Here is a 24,321-nt window from a genome sequence, read left to right on the forward strand (position 1 = left end):
GGCGCCATGAGCTTTTCATTTTCGGAACTCGACTTCCTCAAGCCGGAGCTGGGGGCGGAGTATACGGGTTCCGGTACTCATTTCGCCGTCTTCTCGGCGCATGCGGACCAGATCGAGCTCTGCCTGTTTTCCCCTGACGGAAAAGATGAGATTGCCCGGCTGCCCCTGCCCAAACGCGAGGGCGACATCTGGTCGGGCTATATAGCCGGCATCGGACCAGGCACCGTCTACGGCTATCGCGCCCATGGCCCCTACGATCCCAACGCCGGCCATCGCTTCAATCCAAACAAGCTGCTGCTCGACCCCTATGCCAAGCAGGTGACGGGCGAGCTGGAATGGCATGATGCGCTGTTCGGCTATCGGATCGGCGAGGACGATCTTTCCTTCGACGACCGCGACAGCGCGCCCTTCATGGTCAAGGGCGTCGTGCAGGATCCCGACTTCGACTGGGCGGGTGAAGAGGCGATCCGGCGGCCCTGGCCGGATACGATCATCTACGAGGCGCATGTGCGCGGCCTGACGATGACGCATCCGAAAGTGCCCGACCGGCTGCGCGGCACTTTTCTCGGCATGTGCAGCGATCCGATCATCGATCATCTCGTCAAGCTCGGTGTCTCAGCGATCGAGCTCCTGCCCATCCAGTATTTCCTCGACGACCGCTATCTCCTCGAAAAGAAGCTTAGGAACTATTGGGGCTATCAGACGCTCGGCTTCTTCGCGCCGCAATCGCGCTATCTCTCAAGTGACAAGATCACCGAAATCAAGACCATGGTGAAGAGGTTCCATGCGGCCGGCATCGAGGTCATCATGGACGTGGTCTACAACCATACGGCCGAAGGCAGCGAGAAGGGGCCGACGCTCTCCTTCCGCGGGCTCGACAATGCGAGCTATTACATCCTCTCTCCCGACGATCCCCGCCACACTTTCGATACGACGGGGACCGGCAACACGCTGAATGTCGCCAATCCGATGGTGATGCGCATGGTGCTGGACAGCCTGCGCTACTGGGTCGGCGTCATGCATATCGACGGCTTCCGCTTCGATCTCGCCAGCACGCTCGGCCGGCAGGATCTGGAGTTCGACCGCCAAGGCCTGTTCTTCGGCGCCATCCGCCAGGATCCGATCCTTGCCGGCGTCAAGCTGATCGCCGAACCGTGGGATATCGGCGATGGCGGCTATCAGGTCGGCGGCTTCCCGCATCCTTTCCGCGAATGGAACGACAAGTTCCGCGACGACGTGCGCCGTTTCTGGAAGGGCGACAGCGGAATGGTGTCGGAACTGGCGGCGCGCATCACCGGCTCGGCGCCGCAATTCAATCATTCCGATCGGGGCGCGACCTCCTCGATCAATCTTCTGTCGGCCCATGATGGCTTCACGCTGATGGATACGGTGTCCTTCGACGGCAAGCACAACGAGGCGAACGGCGAGGATAACCGGGACGGCCATTCGGACAATCATTCAGACAACATGGGCGCCGAGGGCGCCACCGATGATGCCAATATTAACGCGGCACGCGCACGCCGGCGGCGCAACATGATGGCGACGCTGATGCTCTCCCAGGGCGTGCCGATGATCCTGGCCGGCGACGAACTCGGCAACAGCCAGGGCGGCAACAACAACGCCTATTGCCAGGACAATGAAATCGGCTGGACAGGCTGGGACGGGCTCGAGGATCCCTTCCTCGATTTCTGCCGGCAGACGGTAGCCTTCCGCAAGGCTCATCCGGTCCTGCGGCAGGAGCGGTTCCTGACCGGCGAGATCAGCGAGGACGGGCGCATCGAGATCGCCTGGTACAAGCCCGACGGCAGCTTCATGGACGACGGCGCCTGGAACGATGAAGGATTGCAGGTGCTCGGCGTCTACCTCTCGAAGAGCGCGCATGCGCTCGATACCGAGAACATGGATGACCTTTTCCTCGTCTTCAACGCCGGCGGTGACTGCGAGGTCCATCTGCCCGAGGTGAACGGACTGACGCAGTGGTCACGGGTTCTCGACACCGGGGCGGAGACCGGCGCCTTCGAGGTGCATGATCAGGACAATCCCGTCATGGTCTACACTCAGAGCCTGGCTGTCTTTGCGCCGACAGGCCAGACACAACCGCCGGAGGGGGCGAGCAGGGCCCAGCGGCGCCGATGGTTTCAGTTCGGCCGCCGGAGCAAATAGCAGGTCGTCAACAGCATGAATGCCGAAGCCATTACCGAACTTGGCCTGATCTATGTCAGCGATACCGAACCGGGCATCCGCAGACGCAGGAAAGGCAAGGGCTTCAGCTATGTGATGCCTGACGGTACGACGCTTTCGGATGAATCGCAGCGGGCGCGCATCGGCGCGCTCGGCTTGCCGCCAGCCTACGAGAACGTCTGGATCTGTCTCTACGAGAACGGTCATCTGCAGGCGACCGGTATCGATGCGCGCGGGCGCAAACAATATCGCTATCACAAGGACTGGCAATCGTTCCGCAGCGCCGGAAAATTCTACCAACTGATCGAATTCGGTCAGGCGCTGCCGAAGATCCGCCGTACCGTCCTGCGGCATCTCGACACCGGTGCCGAGGATGTCAACGGCGTGCTGGCGGCTTTGACGACGCTGCTCGACGAGGCGCATCTGCGGGTCGGCAATCAGGCCTATGTCAGGGAGAACGGCACCTATGGCGCGACGACGCTCTTGAAGCGGCATCTGAAAATCGTCGACGGGCGGATCGAGCTCAAATTTCGCGCGAAGGGCGGCAAGCGCGTCCAGCGCAGTCTCAAGCATCCCAGGCTGCAGAAAATCCTGGAAGAGATTTCCGACCTTCCCGGCCGCCAGCTCTTCGTCTGGAAGGATGAAAGCGGCGTGCTGAAACCGGTCGACTCCGGCCGGCTGAATGCCTATCTGGCCGAAATATCGGGCATTCCGATCTCCGCCAAGACCTTCCGCACCTGGGCCGGATCGCTGGCGGCCTTCGGGGTCGCCCGCGAAAGGATCGTCGGCGGCGGGCGGCCGACGGTGAAGGAAATGTCGGAGGCTGCGGCCGAGGCGCTGCACAATACGCCGGCGATCTCACGCTCGAGCTATATCCATCCGGCCATCATCGCGCTCGCCGGCAATGATCATCCTTTGATCGAAGGCGGCAACGAGCCGCTGCGGGGCTTGCGGGCCGAAGAAAACAGGCTTCTTGATTTCCTCATACACGAGAGCGAGGGATCTCTTCAGCTAGCGGCGTCCAGCTCCGGATAGTGTCTGAAAATCCCTTCCTCGTTGAAGGCGAGGCGGCGAGGGGAGGCGAGATAGCGGGCGATGTTCGGACGCTTCGCCACCGCATCATGCAGGGCAAGGAGAGCGGGGTATTCGGCCTTGCTCTTCTTCATCGCTTTGGGAAAGGCATAGGTGAGGCCCTCGATCACCTGAAAGAGCGAGAGGTCGACATAGGTGAGGGCACTGCCAACGATGTAATTGGGACCTTGCGGATTTCGCGTCAGCACACGCTCGAAATAACCGAGGAATTTAGGAATGCGGTCCCGGATGAAGGCGGCCGAGCGGCCTTTGGCTTCCTGCTTCTGGTCCTCATAATAAAGCGACAGGTCGATCGGGTGGTGCGTATCATGCACTTCGGCGACGAAATCGGTGATGGTGAGCTGCAGGCCATTGGCGACATAACGAAGGCTTTCGTCCTCCGGCGCAAGGCCGAGCTTCGGCCCGAGGTAAAACAGGATATTGGCGACATGCGGGATAAGAAGGTCGCCGTCCTTCAGGAAGGGCGGAGCGAAGGGAATGTGCGACTCGCCTTCGCTCTTCATGATCTCGAGCATGGCGCCTGTTCCCCGGCCGGGCTGACGTGTGACGTCGATATAGTCGGCTCCGGCTTCTTCCAACGCCAAGCGCACGAATTCACCACGGCCTTGAATGCCGTCCCAATAATAAAGCTCATATGCCATGTTCAATGCCTCGGTTGACGACCGAAGTCTTTTCGCAGTTCGTCCTTGGCTTTTTCAAGGGTGCCGCGCCGCTTTTTCGACAGCTGCTCGCCGGCGCGGTTGATGTAGAAGGTCAGCATCGACATGGCAGCGCGAAACGGGCTCGACGTGCGGCGATCGCTTTTCTCGGCGGAGTGCTTGATCGATCGGGCGACCTTCTTCGGATCGTCCGATTTGAACACGCCTTCCTTGAGGTCCATCGCGTTGCTGTGTTCGGTAACGTCCTGCGACCATTTCTTCTTCGATTTGGCCATGGCGAAATCCCTTTGCCGGATGGGCTGGCGATAGACTGACGCCTGCCGATCCTAGAGAACTGGAGCATGAAGCCGCCAGAGACCGCTCACACTCTTCGGCACATGCTTAGTGGTGGCTATGGTGCTCGTTGCGCTTGCGTGTCGCGGCCGCCTTCTTGGCGGAAGCGGAACGTTCCTCCTTCGAGCGTGCCGCGGATGCAGCACCGCCGGCCCGGCCGCCTTTTTTGGAGGATTCATGCGTATCCTTCTTGCCGCGGCCGGAACCGGATTTGTTGCCGCCGCCGCTCTCCTTATTGACCGTCGCCCAGGCGCGCCGTTCGGCCTCCTTCTCGGAGACGCCGCGCTCCTCGTAGCTCTCCTCGATATGTTCGGCCTTACGTTTCTGCTTGTCGGTATAGTCGGATTTGTCTCCTCGCGGCATCTTCGCCTCCTGTGGTTTGCAAAGCGCTCGAACGCGGTTTGGAAGAGAATCCAACCGGTGCGGAGGGCAAAAGTTCCCTATAGGGCCATTATCCCAGATTTCGGAACAAAAGCCGATTTTGTCGGGTTTTCGATGGGCAAGCCTACTTAAGCCCGCGTGCAGCAAGGAACCGAGAACATGGAAAAACACATCGTCAAAGCCGATGGAAACGGCGCGATCGACGTGAACGGCCAGGTATCGCCGGTCACCTACACCGTCAGCCTCAAGGAAGGGAAGGGACATTCCTACGAGGTCGATATCCGCCTGATGGCGCCACGCGACTGGCTCCTGCAGAGGGGTTTCAAGAGGGATGCCGTGCTTGTCAGCCAGAGCGGCGCCCGCATTCCCGTCTATCACAATGACGGTAGTCGTTACGATGGCGGCAGCCATCACGATGGCGACCATCATGACGACGGCCGCCTCGATCTTGGCGACACGATCTCGATCGAATTGACGGCGCGCGACGACAGCTGCACCAGCGAGGTCGACCTGATGCGCAAATATCCCGAGTTCGACGGTGAGATTAGGGCGGTTCAGCTTGGGAAAGCTGGACGGCGCTCTTGACCGCCTGGTCGAGCGCAGCGCTGGTGTAGGGTTTCGTCAGCAGCACCGAGCCGAAGAAGCGAGCGGCGTCGGGCGGGTCGCTGTCGCCCGTGGCGAAGACCAGGCCGACGGACGGAAAGGCTTCCCGCGCCTTGGCGGCAAAGGTCGAGCCCGACATGCCGGGCAGGCCGACGTCGACGACGATGACGTCGATGAGCGTGTGGCCGAGGATATCAACGCCCTGTTCGCCGCTGCCCGCCTCGATGACGTCGTAGCCGAGATCCTGCAGGATTTCGGCGGTATCCATCCGGATGAATGCATCGTCTTCCACGAGCAGCAGCTTCAGCTTTCCGGCCGGGCCGGGAACCTTTGGATCAGGTTGCTTTGCATTGGACACCGGCGCCTTGGCCTCCGTGTGATGGCGTTGCGGCCGGTTGGCGAGCACCTGGCGGATCTTGCGGGCGAGCTCCTCGCGCGTATAGGGTTTGGAGAGCAGCTCCAGGCCCGGATCGAGCCTGCCGCCATGGACGATCGAGTTTTCGGTATAGCCCGAGGTGTAGAGCACGGCGATGTCGGGCAGGCGCTGTCGCGCCATGCGCGCAAGCTCCGGGCTCCGTAAGGGGCCGGGCATGACGACATCGGTAAAGAGCAGGTCGATATGGGCGCCGCTCTCGATGACGGTGAGGGCGCTTTGCGCATCCTTCGCCTTCAGCACGTAATAGCCGAGATCCGAGAGCATCTCGACGACCGTGGCGCGAACGCCCTCGTCGTCCTCGGCGACAAGGATGGTTTCGGTTCCACCGGTCGCCGGCATGGTGTCGGCCGCCGTGGCGCGATCCTCGCTGCGGAACGAGCGGGCGAGGTAGAGTTTGACGGTCGTGCCTTCGCCGATCTCGCTGTAGATCTTCACGTGGCCGCCGGACTGTTTGACGAAGCCGTAGACCATCGACAGGCCGAGACCGGTGCCCTTGCCTTCCGGTTTCGTCGAGAAGAACGGCTCGAAGGCCTGCTCCATCACCTCTTGCGTCATGCCGGAGCCGGTATCGGTGACGGCGAGCACGACATATTGGCCGGCCTTCACCTCGGGATGGGTGCGGTTGTAGGAATCGTCGAGGAAGGCGTTGCCGACCTCGATCGTCAGCTTGCCGACGCCATCCATCGCGTCGCGCGAGTTGATCGCGAGGTTGAGCAGGGCGTTCTCGATCTGGGCCGGATCGGCGAAGGTGTTCCAGAGGCCGCCGGAGACGATGGTCTCGACTTCGATTTCCTCGCCGAGCGCGCGACGCAGCATGTCGTCCATGCCGGTGACCAGGCGGCCGATATTGACGACCTTCGGTTCCAGCGCCTGGCGGCGGCCGAAGGCGAGCAGCTGGCTTGCCAGCCGCGAGCCGCGTTCGACGGCGGCAAGCGCATTCGAAATGCGCTCTCTGGCTCGGCCGTTATCGGCCACGTCCTTGCCGAGAAGCTGCAGATTGCCTGAGATCACCTGCAGCAGATTGTTGAAGTCATGGGCAACGCCGCCGGTGAGCTTGCCGATCGATTCCATCTTCTGCGACTGCTGGAGCGCTGCTTCGGCCTGTTGGCGATCCGCGATCTCGGCCGCGACCCGGACCTCGAGCATATCGTTGAGTTTGCGCAGCTGATCTTCCATGTGGCGGCGCTGGTCGATTTCGATTTTAGCGGCACGAAACAGCCGGATATTGTCGATCGCGACCGCCGATTGGCCGGCAAGGCTGACGAGGCTCGCCTCGGCGGCTTGAGAGAAGCGGCCGGGTTCGCCATGGCCGAAAAACAAGCCGCCGATGACGCTGCCGTCGCGCGATTTCACCGGCACGGCAAGATAGCTTCTGACCGGCAAATGCCCTTTCGGCATGCCGGCATGCGGCGGATTCTGGCCGTAGCGCGGGTCGAGCAGAATGTCGTCGGAGCGCACGATGCCTTCACCGCTGAAGGTCGGCTCGAAGACCTTCGTATTGCGTGGCATCGGGAATTTCTCGAAGTTCTTCCGGTCGACGCCGGAGAGCGCGTAAAGCATGTAGCTGCCGCCCTCGCCATCATCGACATTGTAGAAGAAGGCGCCGAATTCGGCGCCTGTCAGCGTCACACCGGCATCGACGACAATCTGGGTGAGACGTTCGACATCGGGCTCGACAGTGATAGCGGCGCCGGCCTGGTTGACCACTGCAAGCGCCTCCGATTTGGCGCGCAGTTCTTCCAGCGCCAGCTTCTCGCCGCGCTTGGCCGCCACCTGGTCGGTGACGTCGAGGGTCGCGCAAAGGATGCCGGCGATGGTGCCGTCATCGTCGCGCAGCGGCGTATAGGAGAAGGTGAACCAGGTATCCTCGGTGCGGCCGTCCCGGCGCATCGGGATGAGCAGCTCCTTGAAGAGCTGCGGCCTGCCTTCGAGCGTGCTGGCGACGATCGGTGAGAATTGTTCCCAGATATCCGCCCAAACCTCGCGAAAGGGTCTCCCGAGTGCGGCAGGATGCCGGTCGGGGAAAACAGGCACGTAGGCGTCATTGTAGAGAAAGGCGAGATCCGGACCCCAGGCGACGAATTTCGGCTGGCGCGAATTCAATACCATTTCGGCGATATGCTTGAGAGAAGCAGGCCAGCTTTCGACCGGTCCGAGACCGGCGGCGTCAAAGGCCGAATGCCGCAACAATTCACCGATTTTGCCGCCGCCTCTCGGCCAGCCGTTGCCGACGCTTCCCATTCAAAACCGCTTCCCTATCGCCCGCCGCGCCGGTGTGAACGGCAGCAATTCAATGTTCTACAGCATTTCTTGCGCGCCTGAAAAGATGCGCGCAGTAGGGGTTTAGCTCGTCCAACCGTCAACATAGAGGTTTGAAATGGCAGGGAAAGGGTTCGGTCGAAATATCGTTACCGCCCGATGTTCAGTGCTTTGTCATCGGGACAGGTTAGTGCTCGGTTTGCTGCTCGGCGACGACGCTCGCGAGCACCTCGTCGCTGCCGTTCGGGTAGATGGGAAGATCGAGCGTCACCGCCTCTTTCAACCCATCGCGCTCGATCGTGAAGAATTTCCGGATACGTCCTTCACCATTCTGCTCGCCGGACGGTTTTGCCGCTCTTGTCGAAACAAGACTGTGCTCGAAGCCCGCGGCGTCGGTCCCGGCGAAGGCCATCGTGCAGCTCTCGACAGCCTTCTCGCCGACCATAGCCCTTCCAACGACCAGGGCTTCGAATGGCGCGGTGCTGCCCGCCCCGGTGATCCAGCCGTCGAATGCCACGGGTTCCGAAAGTGGTAGAATGCTCAACACCATGTCGGCAGCAAGCGACGGCCACTTGTTTCGGTGGGCGAGAGCGGCTGCGCGATCATACTGCGGCCCGCGGTCCAGGCAGCGGTCGGCGAAGCGGTTGAACAGAGGCAGAGCATCCTCGGCAAGGGCGTTGGTGAGGGGCACGAAGGCAATCGCCGCCGAGACGAGTATAGTCTGAAGTCTTCGCATTGCTCTGATCCTCATCGCGCGTTCAGCCAGTTCACTATCTCGACCGCGGCAACGGCGACGAGCACGAGGCCAATCAGCCAGACCGGCCGTCGCGCGCGCGTGTACGGCTTCCGACTGCATCGGCATGATCGTCGCAGCACCGAAGGCGGTCGCGAACAATCCCAGATAGGCCAGCAGGTCGGCCATGCCGTCAGAGGTACTTCGTGATCGCCTTGAACTCGTCGATCGACTGTCGCTTATCGCGGGGGAGGGCGCCGACGGTTTCTTCGAGGCAATGGTCGAGATGGTCCTGGATCAGAGTGCGCTTGGCGTTGACGATGGCCTTCTCGACGGCGGAGAGTTGCTGCGCGATGTCGAGGCACGGCTTGCCGCCCTCGATCATCGCGATGACGCTTCGGAGGTGGCCCTCGGCCCGCTTCAGGCGCTTGACGATCTCCGGATGGGTGGCGTGGGTGTGCGGTTCGCTCATCGTGTCCATGTTCTCGATCCTTCCGAGGGGAAGGCGGCTTGACCTTACGCCGACGACCGCCCCCGGGACAAGTCAATGATGGTGGCCTTCAGGCTCTTGCATCCGGAAGGGAAGATCGTCGATCTCGACGCCCACCATCAGCTTCAGCACGGCGTCGAACTCGTGCGGTTCGGCCGGGGCGATGGCGCTCATCAGAGCATGATGATCGGTCGGCGAAGAAAGAAGCGGCAGTCGTTCGACGCCGCCGTCACGGGCGATCTCCACCACGGCCTCGAGTCCCTTGGCGTGCTTCGAAATCGAAAGGCGCATACGCTTGCCGTCCGGCGTGTCGACAATCTCCAGCAGTCCGGTCGCCAATCGGGAACTCACTGTGAACGGGGCGGGCGCGTGATGATGGCCGCGTGCGGCATGTACCGGCCGGTGATGATGCTCGGGCGCCGCGGAAGCCGCAGCCGGGGTCGCGTCGCCGTCGTCGAACTGGATGGTGGCGTTTCCAAGCGAGGGCAGATGTCCCTGCAAATCGCGGCGCAGGGCGGTCGCTATGGCGTTCGCCTCCGAAATGGTCTTCGACTGATCGACTGTGATGACCACGTCTGTGAAGAGCTTATGGCCAAGCCAGCGGGCCTTCACGTCGACGACCTTGTCGATACCCCTGACGTGTTCGGCTGCATGACGGATCTCGTCCGTGATCCCCGGTTCGACGCCATCCAGGCTGCGGGTGACGACGGCCCTCGCGGACTGCCAGACGATGCCGAAGATCGCCAGCGTGATCATGAGGCCGACGATGGGGTCGGCGAGCGGGAAGCCAAACCAGACGCCGATCGCGCCGAGCACGACCGCAAGACTGGTCAGGCCGTCGGTACGCGCATGGTAACCGTCGGCAATCAGTGCTGCGCTGTTCATCTCGCGGCCCACCTTGATGCGGAACACCGCGACTGCCTCATTGCCGACGAAGCCGACGCCCCCCGCGATTGCGACCGCGGCGAGCTGTGTAATCGGCTGCGGATTCAAGAGGCGGTCGATCGCTTCGTAGCCGGCAACGAGCGCGCTGAAGAGAATAATGAGAACGATAATGAGGCCGGCGTAGTCCTCGACCCGGCCGAGACCGTAGTTGAAAGTCTTCGTCGCCGCCCGACGGACGAGCGAGAAGGCGATCCACAGCGGAATGGCCGTCGCGGCGTCGCCGACATTGTGGATGGTGTCCGCAAGAAGCGCGACGCTGCCCGAATAGAAGACGACGACGAGCTGCAGCGCTGCGGTGATCGCCAGAATGACGAAGGACCACTTGATGGCCCAGATGCCGCGCTCCGAAGAGGCGACGCTCGGGTCGACGACGCCGTGTGTATGGCCGTGGCTGCCTTCACCGTGCGAGTGCCGATGCGCTCCGTGGGCGTGCGAATGCGCCTGGTCCGCCAGGCCGAAGTCGAACAATTCCTTGATAGTCGAAAGCATTGCCTGCTCCAGGTTCGAAACGCCCTTCCTATCCCCCTGGAGGGGATATATCAAGTTGATAACTTGTGGGCTAATGGCGAGCTATCCGAGGAGGGTGCTCCACGCCATGGCGATGCCGAAGGTGAGGATGGCGCCCGCAAAAACACTATTGAGCGCAGATTGATAGGGCCTAAGGCGGTGCACAAGGTTGCAGCCGAGGACGGCGCCGACCGCGCCTCCCGCGATGAAGACAGCGGCTAGCGGCCAGTCGACGAGACCTGAGATGGAATAGGTGGCAGCCGTAGTCGAACCGAACGCCACGATCGCGACCAAAGAGGTCGACACCGCATTGATCGTCGGCATTCCGGTGGAAAACACCAGGCCGGGGACGATGAGGAAGCCACCGCCTATTCCGAAAAAGCCGGAGACGATGCCGCTCCCACCACCGATCGCAAGAACCTTGGTGGTGTTCCGACGTTCGAAGATACAGGTATCTTCGCTGGCGACGCTTATTCGACGCAGCATCAAGATGGCGATGGCGATCATCAGCCCTGAGAAATACAGAAGCAGATGCTTCCCATCGAGCATCTTTCCGATCGATGCTCCGAGCAGCGCCCCGACGATCCCAGTCGCGCAGTAAAGTCCCGCATACCGCCATATCACCGTTCCGCGGCGCGCGTGCATGACCAGGCTGATCAACGCATTCGAAGCAACGGCAACGGCGCTGGTGGCAATGGCGGTATGGGCGTCGGTCAGTCCTACGGCATGAACAAGAAGCGGGACTGCAAGGATAGAGCCGCCACCGCCCAAAAGGGCGAGGGTGAAGCCAACCAAGGCGCCGCTGAGGGTCCCCATGCCATATTGAAAAAGATCTAGCGCCATTTCTCAGGATCCTGCTTGAGCACAGAATGTTCAGTCAGCGGACGAGGTGCCGTAATCGGGTTGCTCAGGACCAGACGGAACCTTGAAAGGCACCCATCGGGAGCTTGAGGTAGCGAAGGCCGTTCTCTTCGGGTTCCGGTAGCCGGCCGCCGTTGATGTTGACCTGCAGCGCGTGAAGTATGAGCTTCGGCATCGGCAGCGTGCGATCACGCGCCTCCCGAAGGGTGACGAACGCGTCGGCGCAAGCACATTGCGCGACATGGATGTTTTCCGCCCTCTGACGTTCCACTGTGCTTTCCCAGAGCGGCTGCCGGCCGCCGGGCTGATAGTCGTGTCCCACAAAGAGGCGCGTATCGCCGGGTAACGTCAGGATGTTCTGAATGCTCAACCAAAGGGACCTGGCGCTACCGCCTGGAAAATCCGCACGGGCAGTGCCGCTGTCCGGCATGAAGACCGTATCATGAACGAACACGGCGTCGCCCGCCGTGTAGGTGATCGAGGCAAGGGTATGGCCGGGCGAATACATGACGCCGACCTCGATGTTCCCGATAGAGAAGGTGTCTCCGTCGAAGAAGAGCCGATCCCACTGGCTGCCGTCGACGGGAAGATCAGGCCAGTTGTAGATCTTCGACCAGATTTTCTGAACATCCGTGACCCGGCTCCCGATCGCCGTTGGCGCGCCGGTCCGCTCCTTCAGATAGGCGGCGGCCGAAAGGTGATCGGCATGCGGATGCGTGTCGAGGATCCAGTGCAGGCGCAGGTCCTGGTTCCGAATGTGGTCCAACAGCATTTCGGCGTTGTGGGTCGTCGTCGATCCTGACTTCTCGTCGAAGTCGAGAACCGGATCGATGATCGCACAGGCTTTGGTTTGCGGATCGCTGACCACGTATTGAATCGAGAAGGTACGCGGGTCGAAGAAGGCGGCGACATCGGGTCTACGCACAGACCGCCTCCCGTCGAAGGGACGCGACCGGCGAGAAGATCGCGCGCGCCGGATCGAAGGTGTAGAGCGCGACATAGGCCGATGCGTCCCGCGCGAGTTGCGCGACCGAATCCAGGATGAAGGCAACCGTTTCGTCCGATGCCAGGACGCTCAAGTTGAGCCGCGTGAATCCGGGTTTCTCGATTTCGTTGCCAGCCAAGATCGCCTGCCGCATGCGTTGCGACGTCCGGGTGTCTATCGAAAGCAGCCGATGCACGTAGGGACCAGCGCAGGCGCAGCCGCCACGTGCCTGAATGCCAAACCGGTCGCTGAGCATGCGGGTGACCAATTGCTGGTGGATGTAGCCACCCTTGCCATCGCGCACGCGAAACGAAAAGATCGGTAAGCGTGCGATCGAGGTGGAGCCAAGCAGTTCGATCTCCGAAACGTCCTTCCACGCGGTGAAGGCGCGCCGCGTGTACTCGTCATTCAGCCGCTTGATTGCATCAAGTCCGATCGCATCCTTGACCAGGAAGGCGAGAGCCGCACGGATGTCGCCGATGACGTTGGGTGTTCCCGCTTCCTCCCGAGACTCCAGGCTGTCGCTGTAATCGTGACTCGTGGGCGACACGAATTTCACCGTGCCGCCACCGGGCCAGGATGGCCTGCTCGTCACCACCGCGTCCTGCCGCACGACCAATACGCCGGAGGCCCCCGGGCCGCCCAGGAACTTGTGAGGAGACACGACGATCGCGTCAATTTCGACACCATGGTCGGGCGTCATCGCAATCGGCACGTATGGTCCGGCCCCGGCGTAGTCCCAGACGACTTTGGCGCCTGCAGCCTTTGCAATTTTCGTGAGCGCCGGGACGTCGGTCAGGATGCCAGTGACGTTCGATGCGGCAGAAAACGAGCAAATGGTCAAATCCGCGGGGGCGTTCTCAAGGGCCTTCTGCAACATGACCGGATCGGGACCGCCGTTGATGCCCTCGACAATCTCTATGACCTCCGCTCCGCTCTCGCGCCAAGGCAGGATGTTCGAGTGGTGTTCATATGGGCCGAGGACGATGCGCACGCTTTTGCCGGCCGCGATCGCATCGGCGACGCCCAGCAGGTTCACCAGGCGATTGAGGCCCGCCGTCGCGCCGGATCCGGCAAAGATGACGGCATGCTGTCGATCAGCACCGCAGAGCTCTCCTATGATTGAACGTGCTTCCCGTCGGAGCCGGGTCATCATCCCTCCGCAGTAGGACGCCTCGGTATGGCTGTTCGCGTAGTAGGGAAGGATGTCTTCGAGGATGAATTCTTCGATCTGTCTGAGGGCGCGTCCCGAAGCCACATAGTCGGCATAGACGAGGTCCTTGGGGCCGAACGGGCCGTCGACCTTCGCCTTTGAGCCTATCAGCCCCGCCCTGAACCTGCCGATGGGGTCATCTCGGTTGAGATCACTCTTGAACTTGCCGAGAACAGTGGAGAGTTCTTTTGATGGATAGCGCGCAGCCAGTTCGTGCATCGTCATTCTCCGCGAAGGATTTGACAACGATTCTAATCTGCATCACCGTCGAAAACTTCACCGATTTTTTGGACGAATGGGACAAGATTGGGTCATATGATCGATAGCAATTTAAAAATCGACGAAATTGATCTGAGAATTCTGACGTGCATGCAGCGGGATTCTTCGCTTTCTCAACGTGACTTGGCCGAGCAGGTCGGACTGTCGCAGAATGCTTGCTGGCGCCGGCTTCAGCGCCTTTATGCGACAGGTGTCATCAAAGGATCGCGCGCCTCCATCGATTTCGAAGCGCTCGGTTATGATCTCACGGTGATCGTCATGATCCGAACTCGTCACCATTCAAAGGAATGGTCGGAAGATTTTCGCAAGCACGTCGACCGGATGCCGGAAGTCGTCGATTTCTACCGAATAGGCGGCGACTGGGACTACCTGATCAAGGTCATCACCAAAGGCATGTCGGGCTATGACGCTTTCTACCAGAAGCTGATAACGAACTTCGATCTTGCGACAGTGACCGGCTATTTTTCGATGGAAGCAATCATCAGCAATCGCGCAGTGGACCTGATGCGCATGCGGTGATGCCTACGCCGAATCCAACAGAATGCTTCAAGCTAACCCGGAAATGTTTAGTCCTTTACTGGTTCGCCGAGCGTATGCATCAGGCGGTTCGCCCAGCCGAATATGGCGGACGACAGCACGAGGTCTAGGGCCTCAAGCTCTGAAAGACCGACGTCCGTCAGCGCCTGGGCGTCAGCTTGCGTTGCTTCCGGCGGCGTCGTCGACAGATGGGCGGAGAAATCGAAGATGGTTTGAAGGTGCTCATCGAGTTCGGCGTCGAGCCCATCGGCGAAAATGGCGTCGATCACGTCAGTCCGCTTGGTATGGCTGATGAACCGGGAGGCGTGGACGGCGGCGCAGTAGACGCAGCAATTGACGACGGAAGCAGCAGTGGCGCCTAGTTCGCGTTCTCCCGGTGAAAGCCCGTCCTTCCCGTACATGATCAGGTTGAACAGGGGTGAGCGGACAGCGAGAGATTCCGGGTCGTGCGCAAGCGTCAGGACGTAGGGTGAGATGCCCTTGTTGGAGGGCGTGACCTGCATTGCCTCCCGCTGCTCGGCCGTCGCAGTTTCAAGATCGACTGGAATGACGTAAGGCTGCCAGCGCGGAACCTGGGTGGTGAAGGTATGGACGACTTCGCTCATTGTCTTCCTCCGATTAGCGCCAGCCCTGCAATGACGCGAGCCTGATAATTTACGAAGGCCGCAAGCTCCGACAGCCGGACGATGTCGGCATCGGTCATTCCCGCACCGCGCAATCTTTCTATGTGGTCGCGGGTCGCTTCCCGCGGCGCGACCGTCAGTCGGTCCGCATGGCGGACGATCTCTGCGATGCGCTCATCGGTTGCGCCGGTACCTGGCTTTGCGAGCGGCGCTGTCGATGCCTCGGCGGCACGTTTGACCAGTTCGTCGTAATGCTGCGCCAGTTTTTCATTGTGGTTGTGACGGGCCATACGGGCGGCAAGCGCCGCCCTGAGGCCATGCGACAGGCCACCGGGATCACGCGGAAGAAGGACTGCGTCGTGGGCGGCTTCGCTGAGGCGCAGGATCTCCGCCCGTTTTTCCATGGCCTCGGCAAGGGCTGAGCCGGGTCTGACGGCGGCAAGAGTTTCGATGATCGTCAAGGCGGGCTCCTTTGCATCTCGCGGGAGAGCATTAGATAGGGTGGAGGTTCATTATGTCAAAATCACATGGAGACTTGCAATCCATGCGAAATAATTATCTAGTATCTGTTCAAATCATAGGAAGCTAATGCTTCCAAAGCATGGATGGCGGTGGTTCATGTTGAATATGAATAAAAACCCGATCGACATCCGGCAGCTCGAAGCCTTTGCGGCGGTGATGTCGGCTGGCAGCGTCACCGGCGCAGCCCGGCTGCTCGGCCGATCGCAGCCGGCCGTGACGCGGCAGATCCAGGACCTGGAAGCCGATCTGGGCTATGCGCTCCTTCACCGAAGCGGTCCGCGCATCCAGCCGACGTCGCGCGGTCTGCGCTTCCATGCCGAGGTCGAACGTCATCTCGCCAGCTTGACCCACATCCGCGAACGGGCCGAAGCGATCGGTCTCGACGAGCCCGCAACCTTGACCATCGCGGCAACGCCGTCTCTTGCCGCAGGAATCCTGCCGCAGGCTTTGGCGGCCATCTCGCTCGACCTGATCCCGCGTCATCTCCACGTCCAGGCGCTTGCCGCCGAAAACGTCGTGCAGGCGGTTCTCGCCCGGTCGGCCGATCTTGGCATATCGAGCCTGCCGCTCGAACATCCTGGTCTCGACATCCACTGGATCGCGGAAGCACCGTGCGTGATCGCCATCGGCGCCGACGATCCTCTGGCTGCGAACGAGGTCGTTCGCCTGGCCGATCTCGCGGAGCATCGTATCATCACGCTCGCGAACCCCTATCGGCTTCGTCATCGCGTCGACGAGGCGCTGGAACGGGCAGGGGTGGCGCCGGATCGCATCATCGACGTCAACGCCTCGCTGAGTGCGCTCTCGTTGGTGCGCGCAGGACTTGGTATTGCCATCGTCGAGCCGGCGACCGTCTGCGGCGTGCCTCTGGATGGCATCGTTATGCGCGTGCTCGACCAGGCCATTCCTTTCCTGTTCGGTGCGATCTCGGCGGCGGCGTTGCCGCTCGCGCCGACAGTCGCCGCCGTAATCGATGCCGCGCGGCTCGAAGCGTTGAAGATGCCCGGCTGCCGCCTGCTGGAGGCGAATGGCATCGAAACCTTGGCGGACACTGTCTACGGGCAGGCTGCGATCTCCGAAGGAACGCCGGCATGAGCGACCTTTCCACGCATCCTCATAATCTTGACGCCCTCGAAGCGCGTCTGCGTCAGGACCTCGCCTGGCTGGAACTGCCCGCCAAGGCGTGGGTTCCCGCCCGCGAAATTGATGGCCAGTCCGTCATCGACGTCGTCATCATCGGCGGCGGCATGGCAGGCCTCGTCGCTTCCGGAATGCTGAAGCGCTTTGGCGTCGCCAACCATGTCGTCCTCGACAAGGCACCCGCCGGGGAGGAAGGGCCGTGGGTCACCTTCGCCCGGATGCGTACGCTTCGTTCGCCAAAGCAGCTTACCGGACCCGCCATGGGCCTGCCGGCGCTCACCTTTCGGGCCTATTACGAAGCGCGCTTCGGCCGTGATGCGTGGGACGCGCTCGAGCGTGCGCCGCGCGAGACTTGGATGGACTACCTGATCTGGTATCGGAAGGTGCTCGAGCTGTCGGTGCGCAACGGCGTCTCGGTCGATGCGATCCTGCCGCGCGACGACGGCATGCTCGACCTCGCCTGCAGCGAGAATGGCCGCACGGAAACGATCATCGCCCGCCACGTGGTTCTCGCAACCGGCCGCGACGGTCTCGGCGGCCCCTTCGTGCCCGACATCGCCGAAAACATCGATCGCAGGCTCTGGGCGCACACCGCCGATGCGATCGACTTCGCAGCGCTGCGCGGCAAGCGGGTAGGGGTGATCGGTGCGGGTGCATCGGCGATGGACAATGCCGCGACCGCGCTCGAAGCCGGTGTCGCCCGCCTCGACATGTTCGTCCGCCGCAAGGAACTGCCGCGGATCAACAAGTTCACCGGCATCGGAAGCCAGGGTGTCGTCCATGGCTTCGCCGGACTGCCTGACGAATGGAAGTGGCGCTTCCTCGACTATGCGATGGGCCAGCAGACGCCGCCGCCGCGTCCGAGCGTGCTGCGCGTCAGCTCCTTCGAGCAGGCTCACCTTCATCTCCAAAGCCCGGTCACCGGCCTGCAGCAGGACGGTGACCAGGTCGTCGTGACGACGTCGAAGGCCAGATACCCCCTCGACTTCCTGATTTTCGGCACCGGCTTCAAGATCGATCTGACCAATCGGCCGGAACTGGCAGTCTTCGAACCGCACATCCGACTTTGGCGCGACCGCTTCCCGACGCCGGCTGGGATGGCGAATGCGGAGCTTGAAGGATCGCCGGATCTTGGCGAGGCTTTCGAATTCCTTGAGAAGGAGCCGGGTTCCTGCCCGGTTCTCTCGAAGATTCATTGCTTCAACTTCCCGGCGACCCTCAGCCACGGCAAACTCACAGGCGACATCCCTGCAATCAGCGAGGGCGCCGACCGCTTGGCGCGCGGCGTCGTCCGATCGCTCTTCGTCGAAGACCGCGAGAAGCACTTTGCAAACCTCCAGGCCTTCGACACGCCGGAACTTCTCGGAGACGAGTGGTTCGATGCCGAGACCGAAGCGCTTTCCGCACTATCTTCCGAAAGGACCTGAGATCCGAAATGCTTGAGATCAATAACCTGAAGCTGTCCTACGGTCGCACCCAGATCCTGAATGGCGTCGATCTCTCGGTGAAACGAGGTGACGTGGTTTCGATCATCGGTCCCAGCGGAACCGGCAAGACGACGCTGTTGAAGTGCATCAACCACCTGGCGAAGCCGGCATCCGGAACGATATCCTTCGACGATATCAGGATGGATTTCGCGCGGCCGGACAAGACCGCCGTTCGGGCGATCCGTCTGCGCACCGCTATGGTGTTCCAGCAGTTCAACGTCTTCAAGAACATGACGGTTATCCAGAACGTCATGGATCCGCTGGTTGTCGTGCAGGGCAAGCCGAAGGACGAAGCCCGCGCCATTGCGCTGCAGGAGCTTGAGCGGGTGGGGCTTTCCGACAAGCTCGACAACTATCCGTCGCAGCTTTCCGGCGGGCAGCTCCAGAGAACGGGCATCGCCAGAGCGCTGGCGGTCAAACCCGATGTGATGCTCTTCGACGAGCCGACCTCGTCGCTCGATCCCGAGCTCGTGAACGAGGTTCTCAAGGTGATCAAGGATGTCACGTCCTCCGGCATCACCTCGCTTCTCGTCACGCACGAGATGCAGTTCGCCAAGAACATCTCGAACCGCATCGTCTTCATGGACCGGGGTGTCGTCGCAGCCGACGGCAGTCCGTCCGAAATCTTCGACACGCCCTCCAACCCGCGCCTCGCTCAGTTTCTCAATTCCGAACGCGCGATCCAGTAAGAAAGGATGCCTGAAATGACTTCCATGAGTTCAATCTCGCGCCGTGGTCTCGGTCTCGCCGTAGCAGGCGTCGCGATCGCGTTCGCAACCGCGTCCTTCGCCGAGGACGTTCGAACGATCAAGATCGCCACCGCGGCGGAATCGAAGCCGCTATCCTGGGGCGCGATCGGCGTCGAACCGCAGGGTTACGAGCCCGACGTCCTGAAGGCGATCAACGCCAAGCTGCCGCAGTACAAGTTCGTAATGGAAGGTGCTGCCGACATCGCGCAGGAGACGGGCCTTGCGACCGGCAAGTACGATATCGCAACCGGCGGCTACTATCGTGCGCCAGCCCGCGAAAAGCAGTTCCTCATTCCGGAAGCGCCGATCGGCGCCAGCCTGATCAAGATCTACAGCCGCAAGGACAGCGGCATCAAGGAGATGAAGGATCTGGTCGGCAAGAAGATCGTGCCGGTGACGGCCGGTGGCGGCATCTACAAGTTCGCTACGGCGTGGCAGGAAAAGAATCCAGACTACAAGATCGAAATCACCGCTTCGAGCGCCGGCATTCCCTATCCGGATCGCCTGAAGGAGGTCGAGAACGGCAAGTATGACGCGCTCGTCCTGCCGTCGAATCTCGGCGAGCAGACCGTGATCGACCAGCAGAAGCTGAACGTCCAGGCAAGCGAGCCGGTCGCGATCAACAACACCTTCGTGCTGATCCATCGCTCGGAAGAGAACAAGGCGCTCGCCGACGGCATCGACAAGGCTTTGAAGGAGCTCAAGGCCGACGGCACGCTCGCCAAGCTCTCGCAGAAATGGTTCGGCGAGGACATCACCACATACATGAAGTAACGCCTGGCTTCGAAGCCGACGACCAGGCCCCTGACTGACAGAAGGAGTGTTCCCAAGTGGACCTATCCATCATGATCCCCGAGCTGCTCTCGGCGCTGCCGCTGACGCTTGCGATCACGTTCACGGCCATGGTCGCCGGCTTCGTGCTGGCTTTGATGACGACGACGTTCCGCGTGCGCAGGATCCCGGTGGTCAGCCAGCTGGCCGACCTCTACGTGTCCTACGCGCGAAGCGTTCCGGTCGTTCTGCAGCTGTTCGTCGCCTTTTATGGTCTTCCGGTGCTCGTCGGCGTTTTCGGCATCGACGACTTCGTCTCACCGACCATCGCCGCCATGCTGGGCCTCAGCCTCTATCACGGTGGCTATCTGTCGGAAGTCATGCGTCCGGCCTTTCTTGCTGTCGAGCGCGGCCAGCATGACGCGGCCGACAGCCTCGGTTATACGTTCCAGCAGAAGCTGGTGCGCGTCGTCGCGCCGCAGGCGGTGCATATTGCGCTTCCTGGCTACGGAAACTCGATCATCTACCTCATCCATAACGTGGCTCTGGTCATGTACATCGGCGCGGCTGACGTGATGGCGACCGCCCATCTCGTCATGGAGCGCGACTACAACCAGTATCAGTTCGAAACCTACCTCGTATTGGCAGTGCTGTACTCGGTACTTTGCCTCATCGCCTGGGCGATCGTGCGGCTCTTCGAGCGCCGCTCCGGCAGGTACGTCCCAAGCGAAAAGGTAGCACAGGCCCCGCTGATGGCCAGCGTCTGATCGAGGAAGGAAATCATGATTTTCGACAGCGAAGTTCTTCTCCCCGACCTTTATGAGATCCTGGGCGCTGTGCCGCTGACGCTTGTCATGGCCCTCGCTATCTTCGTCCTATCGACGGTCGTCGGCAGCCTGTTCGCCATGATCGAGTATCGTCGGGTCCCAGTCCTTCGCCAGCTCGTTGTCGCCTACAAGGTGGCGTTCAAGGGCGTGCCGATGGTGGTGGTGATCTTCCTTGCCTATTATGGACTTCCGTCGACGCTGCAGTTCCTGACGTCGCTCGTCGGCGTGGAGTACAATGGTCACTCGACGCCGAATTGGGTGACGCTCATCGTCGCCCTGACAGCCTGCGTCGCGGCCTTCCAGGCGGAGGTGGTCAAGGGCGCGCTGAACTCGTTCGACACGGGGCAGGCGGACGCCGCCTATTCGCTCGGCTACAAGAAGAGCCAGCTCTTCCGCCGGGTCATGCTGCCGCAGGTGATCGTGGCAGCGATCCCGGATCTCGCCAACTCCTTCATGGTGATCATGAAGGCGCTGTCGCTAGGCTTCGCCATCGAGGTGGTCGACATCTTCGCGCAGTCGCAGTTGACCGCGGCGCTGAACTTCTACTACCTCGAAGCCTTCCTGGTCGCCGTGGTGATCTACATGGTGATCGCCTATGCCGTGACCCAAATTGCCGATAGAACGGAACGAGCTCTCAGAGTACGGACCTGAGGGGCATGCGCCCGCTGCAGGCAGTGCACTTCAGGATTCCTCGGGCGGCTTGAGGTGGCGGAACTGCAGCAAAAGCAAGAGGTCGTATATGATCTTCAGGCCGGCACAGATGACAAGCGGCCAAGCCCGATAAGAGGCGGCGAAAAGAGCACCGGCCAGCGCAGGGCTGGCCGCCGATGCGAGGCTGCGCGGCACGGATGTGAAGCTTGCGGCAGCGGCTCGCTCCGCCTCGGTGACCACAGCCATCACGTAGGAAGAACGGGTTGGCACATCCATCTGCGAAAGCGCGGCTCGAACCAGCAGCAAGACAAGCACCAACGGCAAGGTGGGTGCGAATGCGGCAAGGCCGAGAGCGATGCTTGATGGAATGTGGGTGAACACCATGGTGTTCACGAGGCCAATCCGCTTCGATAGCCGGGCAGCGACAGGAAACGAAAACGCCGACAGCACGCCGGTCCAGAAGAAAAACACTCCAGCCTGGGACAGCGAAAGATCGAATCGTTCGAACAGCCACAGCGCGAGCAAGGACTGGACCACGAAACCTCCAGCGAAGGCATCGAGACTAAAGAGGGCCGCGAGCTTCATGACGATGGCGCGCGAAGGCCCGAGTGCCGCCGGCTTGTGATCTTCGTGCGTCACCGGGCGAGGCGGTATGCGGGCATAAAGAAGACCGCCGAGAATGCCAACGAGCGCATAGAGAACGAACATCAGCCTGATCGAACTCAGTTGCGTCATCCCGAACCGCATCATGACGTCAGGCAGCGCCGCGGCAAGCGCGCCGCCGGCGCTTGCGAGCGCCCCGACCAGGCTGTAACGCGCAAACATTCTCGTTCGATCGGCGTTGGTCGCCTCCCGGGCAAGGACCGCATGTTCAAGCGGCACGAAGATGCTCACGCTGCCAGCCGACGGATTGATCGTGCCGGCAAAGGCGATGGCGAGCAGCAGCGCATAGTCGTTGATCATCGGCATGGCGACACCGGTGGCGACCATCAGGCAGGCGGCTGCCAAAAGCAGGCGGCGGAGATCATGATGCCCGCCGAGAAATCCGATGATGATCGTCAAAAGCGCGGATCCGAAGAGGGATGCCGTCGCAATGACGCCGACCTGCAGGGGCGAAAATCCAAGAGCAAGGAGATAGACCGGCAACAGGATGGCCACGAAGCCGTCGCCGAAGTCGCGCAAGGAGCGCGCCGCAAAAAGCCAAGTCGCCGGCCGAACGCTTCGCGCCTGTCCCATTGTCTTCGATCTCATCCTGCTTTCCGAAAATCAATTCCGGTTTTCGGGCCGATGCGCCAGACCCACCCTACTTTCTAACTGTGCGTGGGCGCCAGCTGAGAACCGTTATTTCCGGTGGAATTTCTGCGACGCTGCGAAGGCGCGGCCGATATCGAAGGAGGGCAGTCGCTGCGGCGTACGGGAATCGCGGAAAACCAGCCCGACGAGATTATCGACGACGAGGATGAAACTGAGCGCCAGACCGAGATAAAGCAGAGCGGCGATGAGCACGAGTGATATTTCCATGGCTCACACGATCACCTTGGAAGCGTCGCTGCGGGCTGCTAGAGGCGTGGCGAAGAGCATTTCGATACGATCGTTCATGGCCGCCTTCCTCGTTTCGCCATAAACAGTTTCGTATGGTCTTGTTCCCGGCTTGCGGGCGAAGCCTCAAATTTTTTTGGAAGCCTCAATACTTGCAGCGTCATCCTGCCTTTGTTCACCCCCGCGCGGCAAGCCCGCCTGCAGTCTCTTAAAACCTAACTAATTCAGGCATATGACAAAGCACAGCCGAAGGGCGTCGCAACGACGCCCTTTTTTTGAACGTGATCGGTATTCCAGCAGTCAGGATGCCGTCTTGCGGCTCGCCGTCCGCTTGGGCGCCGGCGTGACGACGCCGTTCGTCTTGGCGCCTGTTGCGGCACGCTTCGTGGCCGTTGCGGCGCGCTTGGCCTTGGGTTTGGCTTCTTTGCCGTTGGAAGAGGCAGCCGAGCCTTCGAACGCTTCGCGCTCGTGCCGCGCCTGTTCCCAATGGATGGAATCTCGTCCTGTCGGATGGCCCTCTTCTTCCCAAAGGGCGTATGCACGTTTTTTGATCCACTCTTCCCGAGTTTCTGACATCGCTGATCTCCAGTCACATAATGCCGTCGTTCGAACGCGATACTGCCGGGATGGTTCCAGAGGAGGAGCGCCGTTTCAAGTGAAATCGACCTGCAACCGTAAATATTTCGCGTTGCAGCATATCAAGGTTGAGAATCGGCATTCACCGAGACTGAAATTCCGCCGCGCTGTGCAGATCTGACACGAATGCCTGGCGCTGCCTGTGCTGCTCGGCCTCATCGCGGATTCTCAGAAGATAGGAGGGGTGGATGGTCACCAGAACCGGCGGATGGTTTGCAGGCTGCAGGATATGGCCGCGCTCGGGCGTCAATTTCGCCTTCGGCCCGAGCAGCGCGTAGAGAGCGCTTGCGCCCATCGCCACCACGAGTTTCGGCTGCAGAATGTTGAGTTCCGCGCCGAGCCACCAGGCGCAACGCCTTATCTCGCCGGCATTGGGTTTCGCATGCAGCCGCCGTTTGCCGCGCGGCGTAAACTTGAAGTGCTTGACGGCATTGGTGACGTAGCAGCGCTGACGGTCCAAGCCGGCCTCATCGAGACAGAGGTCGAGCAGATGGCCTGCCGGGCCGACAAAGGGCTTGCCGGTGATATCTTCCCGATCACCCGGCTGCTCACCGACAAGGACGATCTCGGCCTTTCCCGGACCTTCACCGAAGACGATCTGCGTCGCATTCCGATAGAGGTCACAGCGGGTGCAGTCCTCGGCCTGATGCCGGAGTTCGGCAATGCCGTCTGCATCCGCGACTTCGAGCGCCAAGGCAGGACCGACGCTTGCGGCGATGTTCATGATGGCGATCCTCATCTTCTGAGGAGGAATCGATCTCAACCGGGATTGTTCCCGCGATCGAACGGGCCACTCCCGGCAAAACAATCCCGAGGAGAAATTTCGCGCCATGGGGGAGCGGCTGCATAATTGAACGCCGCCGTTTCGCGGCTATATTGGCC

The 24,321-nt window shown here is 61.3% G+C and carries 26 protein-coding genes and 1 pseudogene; 10 read left to right on the forward strand and 17 right to left on the reverse strand.

Features of this window, described 5'->3' with window-relative positions; genetic code table 11:
• Positions 1-6 precede the first annotated feature (6 nt).
• Together glgX and QWJ46_RS04570 are read left to right on the forward strand one after the other, a co-directional pair.
• Positions 7-2,163, forward strand: a complete 2,157-nt coding sequence (gene glgX / locus QWJ46_RS04565; protein WP_302749264.1) for a glycogen debranching protein GlgX — start codon at positions 7-9, stop codon at positions 2,161-2,163.
• 15 nt (positions 2,164-2,178) lie between these two features.
• Positions 2,179-3,216, forward strand: a complete 1,038-nt coding sequence (locus tag QWJ46_RS04570) for a DNA topoisomerase IB (RefSeq protein ID WP_302749266.1) — start codon at positions 2,179-2,181, stop codon at positions 3,214-3,216.
• Here the strand turns inward: QWJ46_RS04570 and QWJ46_RS04575 are convergent.
• The 3 genes from QWJ46_RS04575 to QWJ46_RS04585 all read right to left on the reverse strand — a co-directional run bounded on the left by QWJ46_RS04575 (position 3,189) and on the right by QWJ46_RS04585 (position 4,628).
• The gene (locus tag QWJ46_RS04575; protein WP_302749267.1) at positions 3,189-3,914 is read right to left on the reverse strand and encodes a glutathione S-transferase; all 726 of its coding nucleotides are present in this window, start codon (positions 3,912-3,914) and stop codon (positions 3,189-3,191) included. The genes QWJ46_RS04570 and QWJ46_RS04575 overlap by 28 nt on opposite strands.
• A gap of 2 nt (positions 3,915-3,916) precedes the next feature.
• Positions 3,917-4,207, reverse strand: coding sequence for a DUF3175 domain-containing protein (locus tag QWJ46_RS04580; protein WP_302749268.1), 291 nt, complete (start codon positions 4,205-4,207; stop codon positions 3,917-3,919).
• A gap of 106 nt (positions 4,208-4,313) precedes the next feature.
• Positions 4,314-4,628, reverse strand: coding sequence for a plasmid stabilization protein (locus tag QWJ46_RS04585; RefSeq protein WP_302749270.1), 315 nt, complete (start codon positions 4,626-4,628; stop codon positions 4,314-4,316).
• Positions 4,629-4,805: 177 nt separating this feature from the next.
• On the opposite strand from QWJ46_RS04585, the gene QWJ46_RS04590 reads away from it, so the two are divergent.
• The gene (locus QWJ46_RS04590; protein WP_302749271.1) at positions 4,806-5,231 is read left to right on the forward strand and encodes a hypothetical protein; all 426 of its coding nucleotides are present in this window, start codon (positions 4,806-4,808) and stop codon (positions 5,229-5,231) included.
• On the opposite strand, the gene QWJ46_RS04595 is transcribed toward QWJ46_RS04590, so the two are convergent.
• The 8 genes and pseudogenes from QWJ46_RS04595 to QWJ46_RS04630 all read right to left on the reverse strand — a co-directional run bounded on the left by QWJ46_RS04595 (position 5,191) and on the right by QWJ46_RS04630 (position 13,897).
• Entirely contained in the window at positions 5,191-7,926 is a 2,736-nt protein-coding gene (locus QWJ46_RS04595) for a response regulator (protein WP_302749272.1), read from the reverse strand. The genes QWJ46_RS04590 and QWJ46_RS04595 overlap by 41 nt on opposite strands.
• A gap of 205 nt (positions 7,927-8,131) precedes the next feature.
• Positions 8,132-8,680 carry a hypothetical protein gene (locus QWJ46_RS04600; protein WP_302749273.1) on the reverse strand — a complete coding sequence of 183 codons (549 nt, stop codon included), beginning with the start codon at positions 8,678-8,680 and terminating at the stop codon, positions 8,132-8,134.
• A 47-nt stretch (positions 8,681-8,727) separates the two neighbouring features.
• Positions 8,728-8,866: pseudogene (locus tag QWJ46_RS04605) on the reverse strand (DedA family protein); the annotation flags it as partial.
• A 4-nt stretch (positions 8,867-8,870) separates the two neighbouring features.
• Positions 8,871-9,149: a metal-sensing transcriptional repressor gene (locus QWJ46_RS04610; RefSeq protein WP_302749522.1), complete on the reverse strand. Its 279-nt coding sequence runs from the start codon at positions 9,147-9,149 to the stop codon at positions 8,871-8,873.
• Between the two features lie 72 nt (positions 9,150-9,221).
• The gene (locus QWJ46_RS04615) at positions 9,222-10,601 is read right to left on the reverse strand and encodes a cation diffusion facilitator family transporter (RefSeq protein WP_302749274.1); all 1,380 of its coding nucleotides are present in this window, start codon (positions 10,599-10,601) and stop codon (positions 9,222-9,224) included.
• 81 nt (positions 10,602-10,682) lie between these two features.
• Positions 10,683-11,462, reverse strand: a complete 780-nt coding sequence (locus QWJ46_RS04620) for a sulfite exporter TauE/SafE family protein (protein ID WP_302749275.1) — start codon at positions 11,460-11,462, stop codon at positions 10,683-10,685.
• A 64-nt stretch (positions 11,463-11,526) separates the two neighbouring features.
• Positions 11,527-12,405, reverse strand: a complete 879-nt coding sequence (locus QWJ46_RS04625; RefSeq protein ID WP_302749276.1) for an MBL fold metallo-hydrolase — start codon at positions 12,403-12,405, stop codon at positions 11,527-11,529.
• On the reverse strand, positions 12,398-13,897 hold the full coding sequence (locus tag QWJ46_RS04630; protein ID WP_302749277.1) for an aminotransferase class V-fold PLP-dependent enzyme: 1,500 nt from the start codon (positions 13,895-13,897) through the stop codon (positions 12,398-12,400). Before QWJ46_RS04630 ends, QWJ46_RS04625 begins: the two co-directional genes overlap by 8 nt.
• Before the next feature lie 96 nt (positions 13,898-13,993).
• On the opposite strand from QWJ46_RS04630, the gene QWJ46_RS04635 reads away from it, so the two are divergent.
• Positions 13,994-14,476 (forward strand): Lrp/AsnC family transcriptional regulator, encoded by a 483-nt coding sequence (locus QWJ46_RS04635; RefSeq protein ID WP_302749278.1) that lies wholly within the window; start codon positions 13,994-13,996, stop codon positions 14,474-14,476.
• 47 nt (positions 14,477-14,523) lie between these two features.
• Here QWJ46_RS04635 and QWJ46_RS04640 read toward each other — a convergent pair whose 3' ends face one another.
• Complete coding sequence (locus tag QWJ46_RS04640) at positions 14,524-15,099, reverse strand: peroxidase-related enzyme (protein WP_184456059.1); 576 nt, start codon at positions 15,097-15,099, stop codon at positions 14,524-14,526.
• Positions 15,096-15,578 carry a CMD domain-containing protein gene (locus QWJ46_RS04645; RefSeq protein WP_302749280.1) on the reverse strand — a complete coding sequence of 161 codons (483 nt, stop codon included), beginning with the start codon at positions 15,576-15,578 and terminating at the stop codon, positions 15,096-15,098. The genes QWJ46_RS04640 and QWJ46_RS04645 overlap by 4 nt, the downstream gene beginning before the upstream one ends.
• A gap of 157 nt (positions 15,579-15,735) precedes the next feature.
• Between QWJ46_RS04645 and QWJ46_RS04650 the strand changes: the two genes are divergently transcribed.
• The 6 genes from QWJ46_RS04650 to QWJ46_RS04675 are packed head-to-tail and all read left to right on the forward strand — an operon-like array spanning position 15,736 to position 21,264.
• Positions 15,736-16,734, forward strand: a complete 999-nt coding sequence (locus QWJ46_RS04650) for a LysR family transcriptional regulator (RefSeq protein WP_302749281.1) — start codon at positions 15,736-15,738, stop codon at positions 16,732-16,734.
• Positions 16,731-18,206 (forward strand): NAD(P)-binding domain-containing protein, encoded by a 1,476-nt coding sequence (locus QWJ46_RS04655; protein WP_302749282.1) that lies wholly within the window; start codon positions 16,731-16,733, stop codon positions 18,204-18,206. Before QWJ46_RS04650 ends, QWJ46_RS04655 begins: the two co-directional genes overlap by 4 nt.
• A gap of 8 nt (positions 18,207-18,214) precedes the next feature.
• Complete coding sequence (locus QWJ46_RS04660; protein ID WP_302749283.1) at positions 18,215-18,955, forward strand: amino acid ABC transporter ATP-binding protein; 741 nt, start codon at positions 18,215-18,217, stop codon at positions 18,953-18,955.
• 15 nt (positions 18,956-18,970) lie between these two features.
• Entirely contained in the window at positions 18,971-19,789 is an 819-nt protein-coding gene (locus QWJ46_RS04665; protein WP_064808395.1) for an amino acid ABC transporter substrate-binding protein, read from the forward strand.
• Between the two features lie 56 nt (positions 19,790-19,845).
• The gene (locus QWJ46_RS04670) at positions 19,846-20,553 is read left to right on the forward strand and encodes an amino acid ABC transporter permease (RefSeq protein WP_184456068.1); all 708 of its coding nucleotides are present in this window, start codon (positions 19,846-19,848) and stop codon (positions 20,551-20,553) included.
• A gap of 18 nt (positions 20,554-20,571) precedes the next feature.
• Positions 20,572-21,264 (forward strand): amino acid ABC transporter permease, encoded by a 693-nt coding sequence (locus QWJ46_RS04675; RefSeq protein WP_302749524.1) that lies wholly within the window; start codon positions 20,572-20,574, stop codon positions 21,262-21,264.
• A 30-nt stretch (positions 21,265-21,294) separates the two neighbouring features.
• On the opposite strand, the gene QWJ46_RS04680 is transcribed toward QWJ46_RS04675, so the two are convergent.
• From QWJ46_RS04680 to QWJ46_RS04695, 4 genes are all read right to left on the reverse strand, one after another.
• A complete protein-coding gene (locus QWJ46_RS04680; protein WP_302749525.1) occupies positions 21,295-22,500 on the reverse strand; it encodes an MFS transporter in 1,206 nt (401 codons plus the stop codon).
• Between the two features lie 105 nt (positions 22,501-22,605).
• Positions 22,606-22,785, reverse strand: coding sequence for a hypothetical protein (locus QWJ46_RS04685; protein WP_302749287.1), 180 nt, complete (start codon positions 22,783-22,785; stop codon positions 22,606-22,608).
• Between the two features lie 318 nt (positions 22,786-23,103).
• Positions 23,104-23,379: a DUF2934 domain-containing protein gene (locus QWJ46_RS04690; protein WP_302749289.1), complete on the reverse strand. Its 276-nt coding sequence runs from the start codon at positions 23,377-23,379 to the stop codon at positions 23,104-23,106.
• Positions 23,380-23,521: 142 nt separating this feature from the next.
• Positions 23,522-24,163, reverse strand: a complete 642-nt coding sequence (locus QWJ46_RS04695) for a UdgX family uracil-DNA binding protein (protein ID WP_302749290.1) — start codon at positions 24,161-24,163, stop codon at positions 23,522-23,524.
• Between the last annotated feature and the right edge of the window lie 158 nt (positions 24,164-24,321).

This window comes from Rhizobium sp. CBN3, assembly GCF_030518245.1.
Taxonomy (GTDB): Bacteria; Pseudomonadota; Alphaproteobacteria; order Rhizobiales; family Rhizobiaceae; genus Rhizobium; species Rhizobium aethiopicum_A.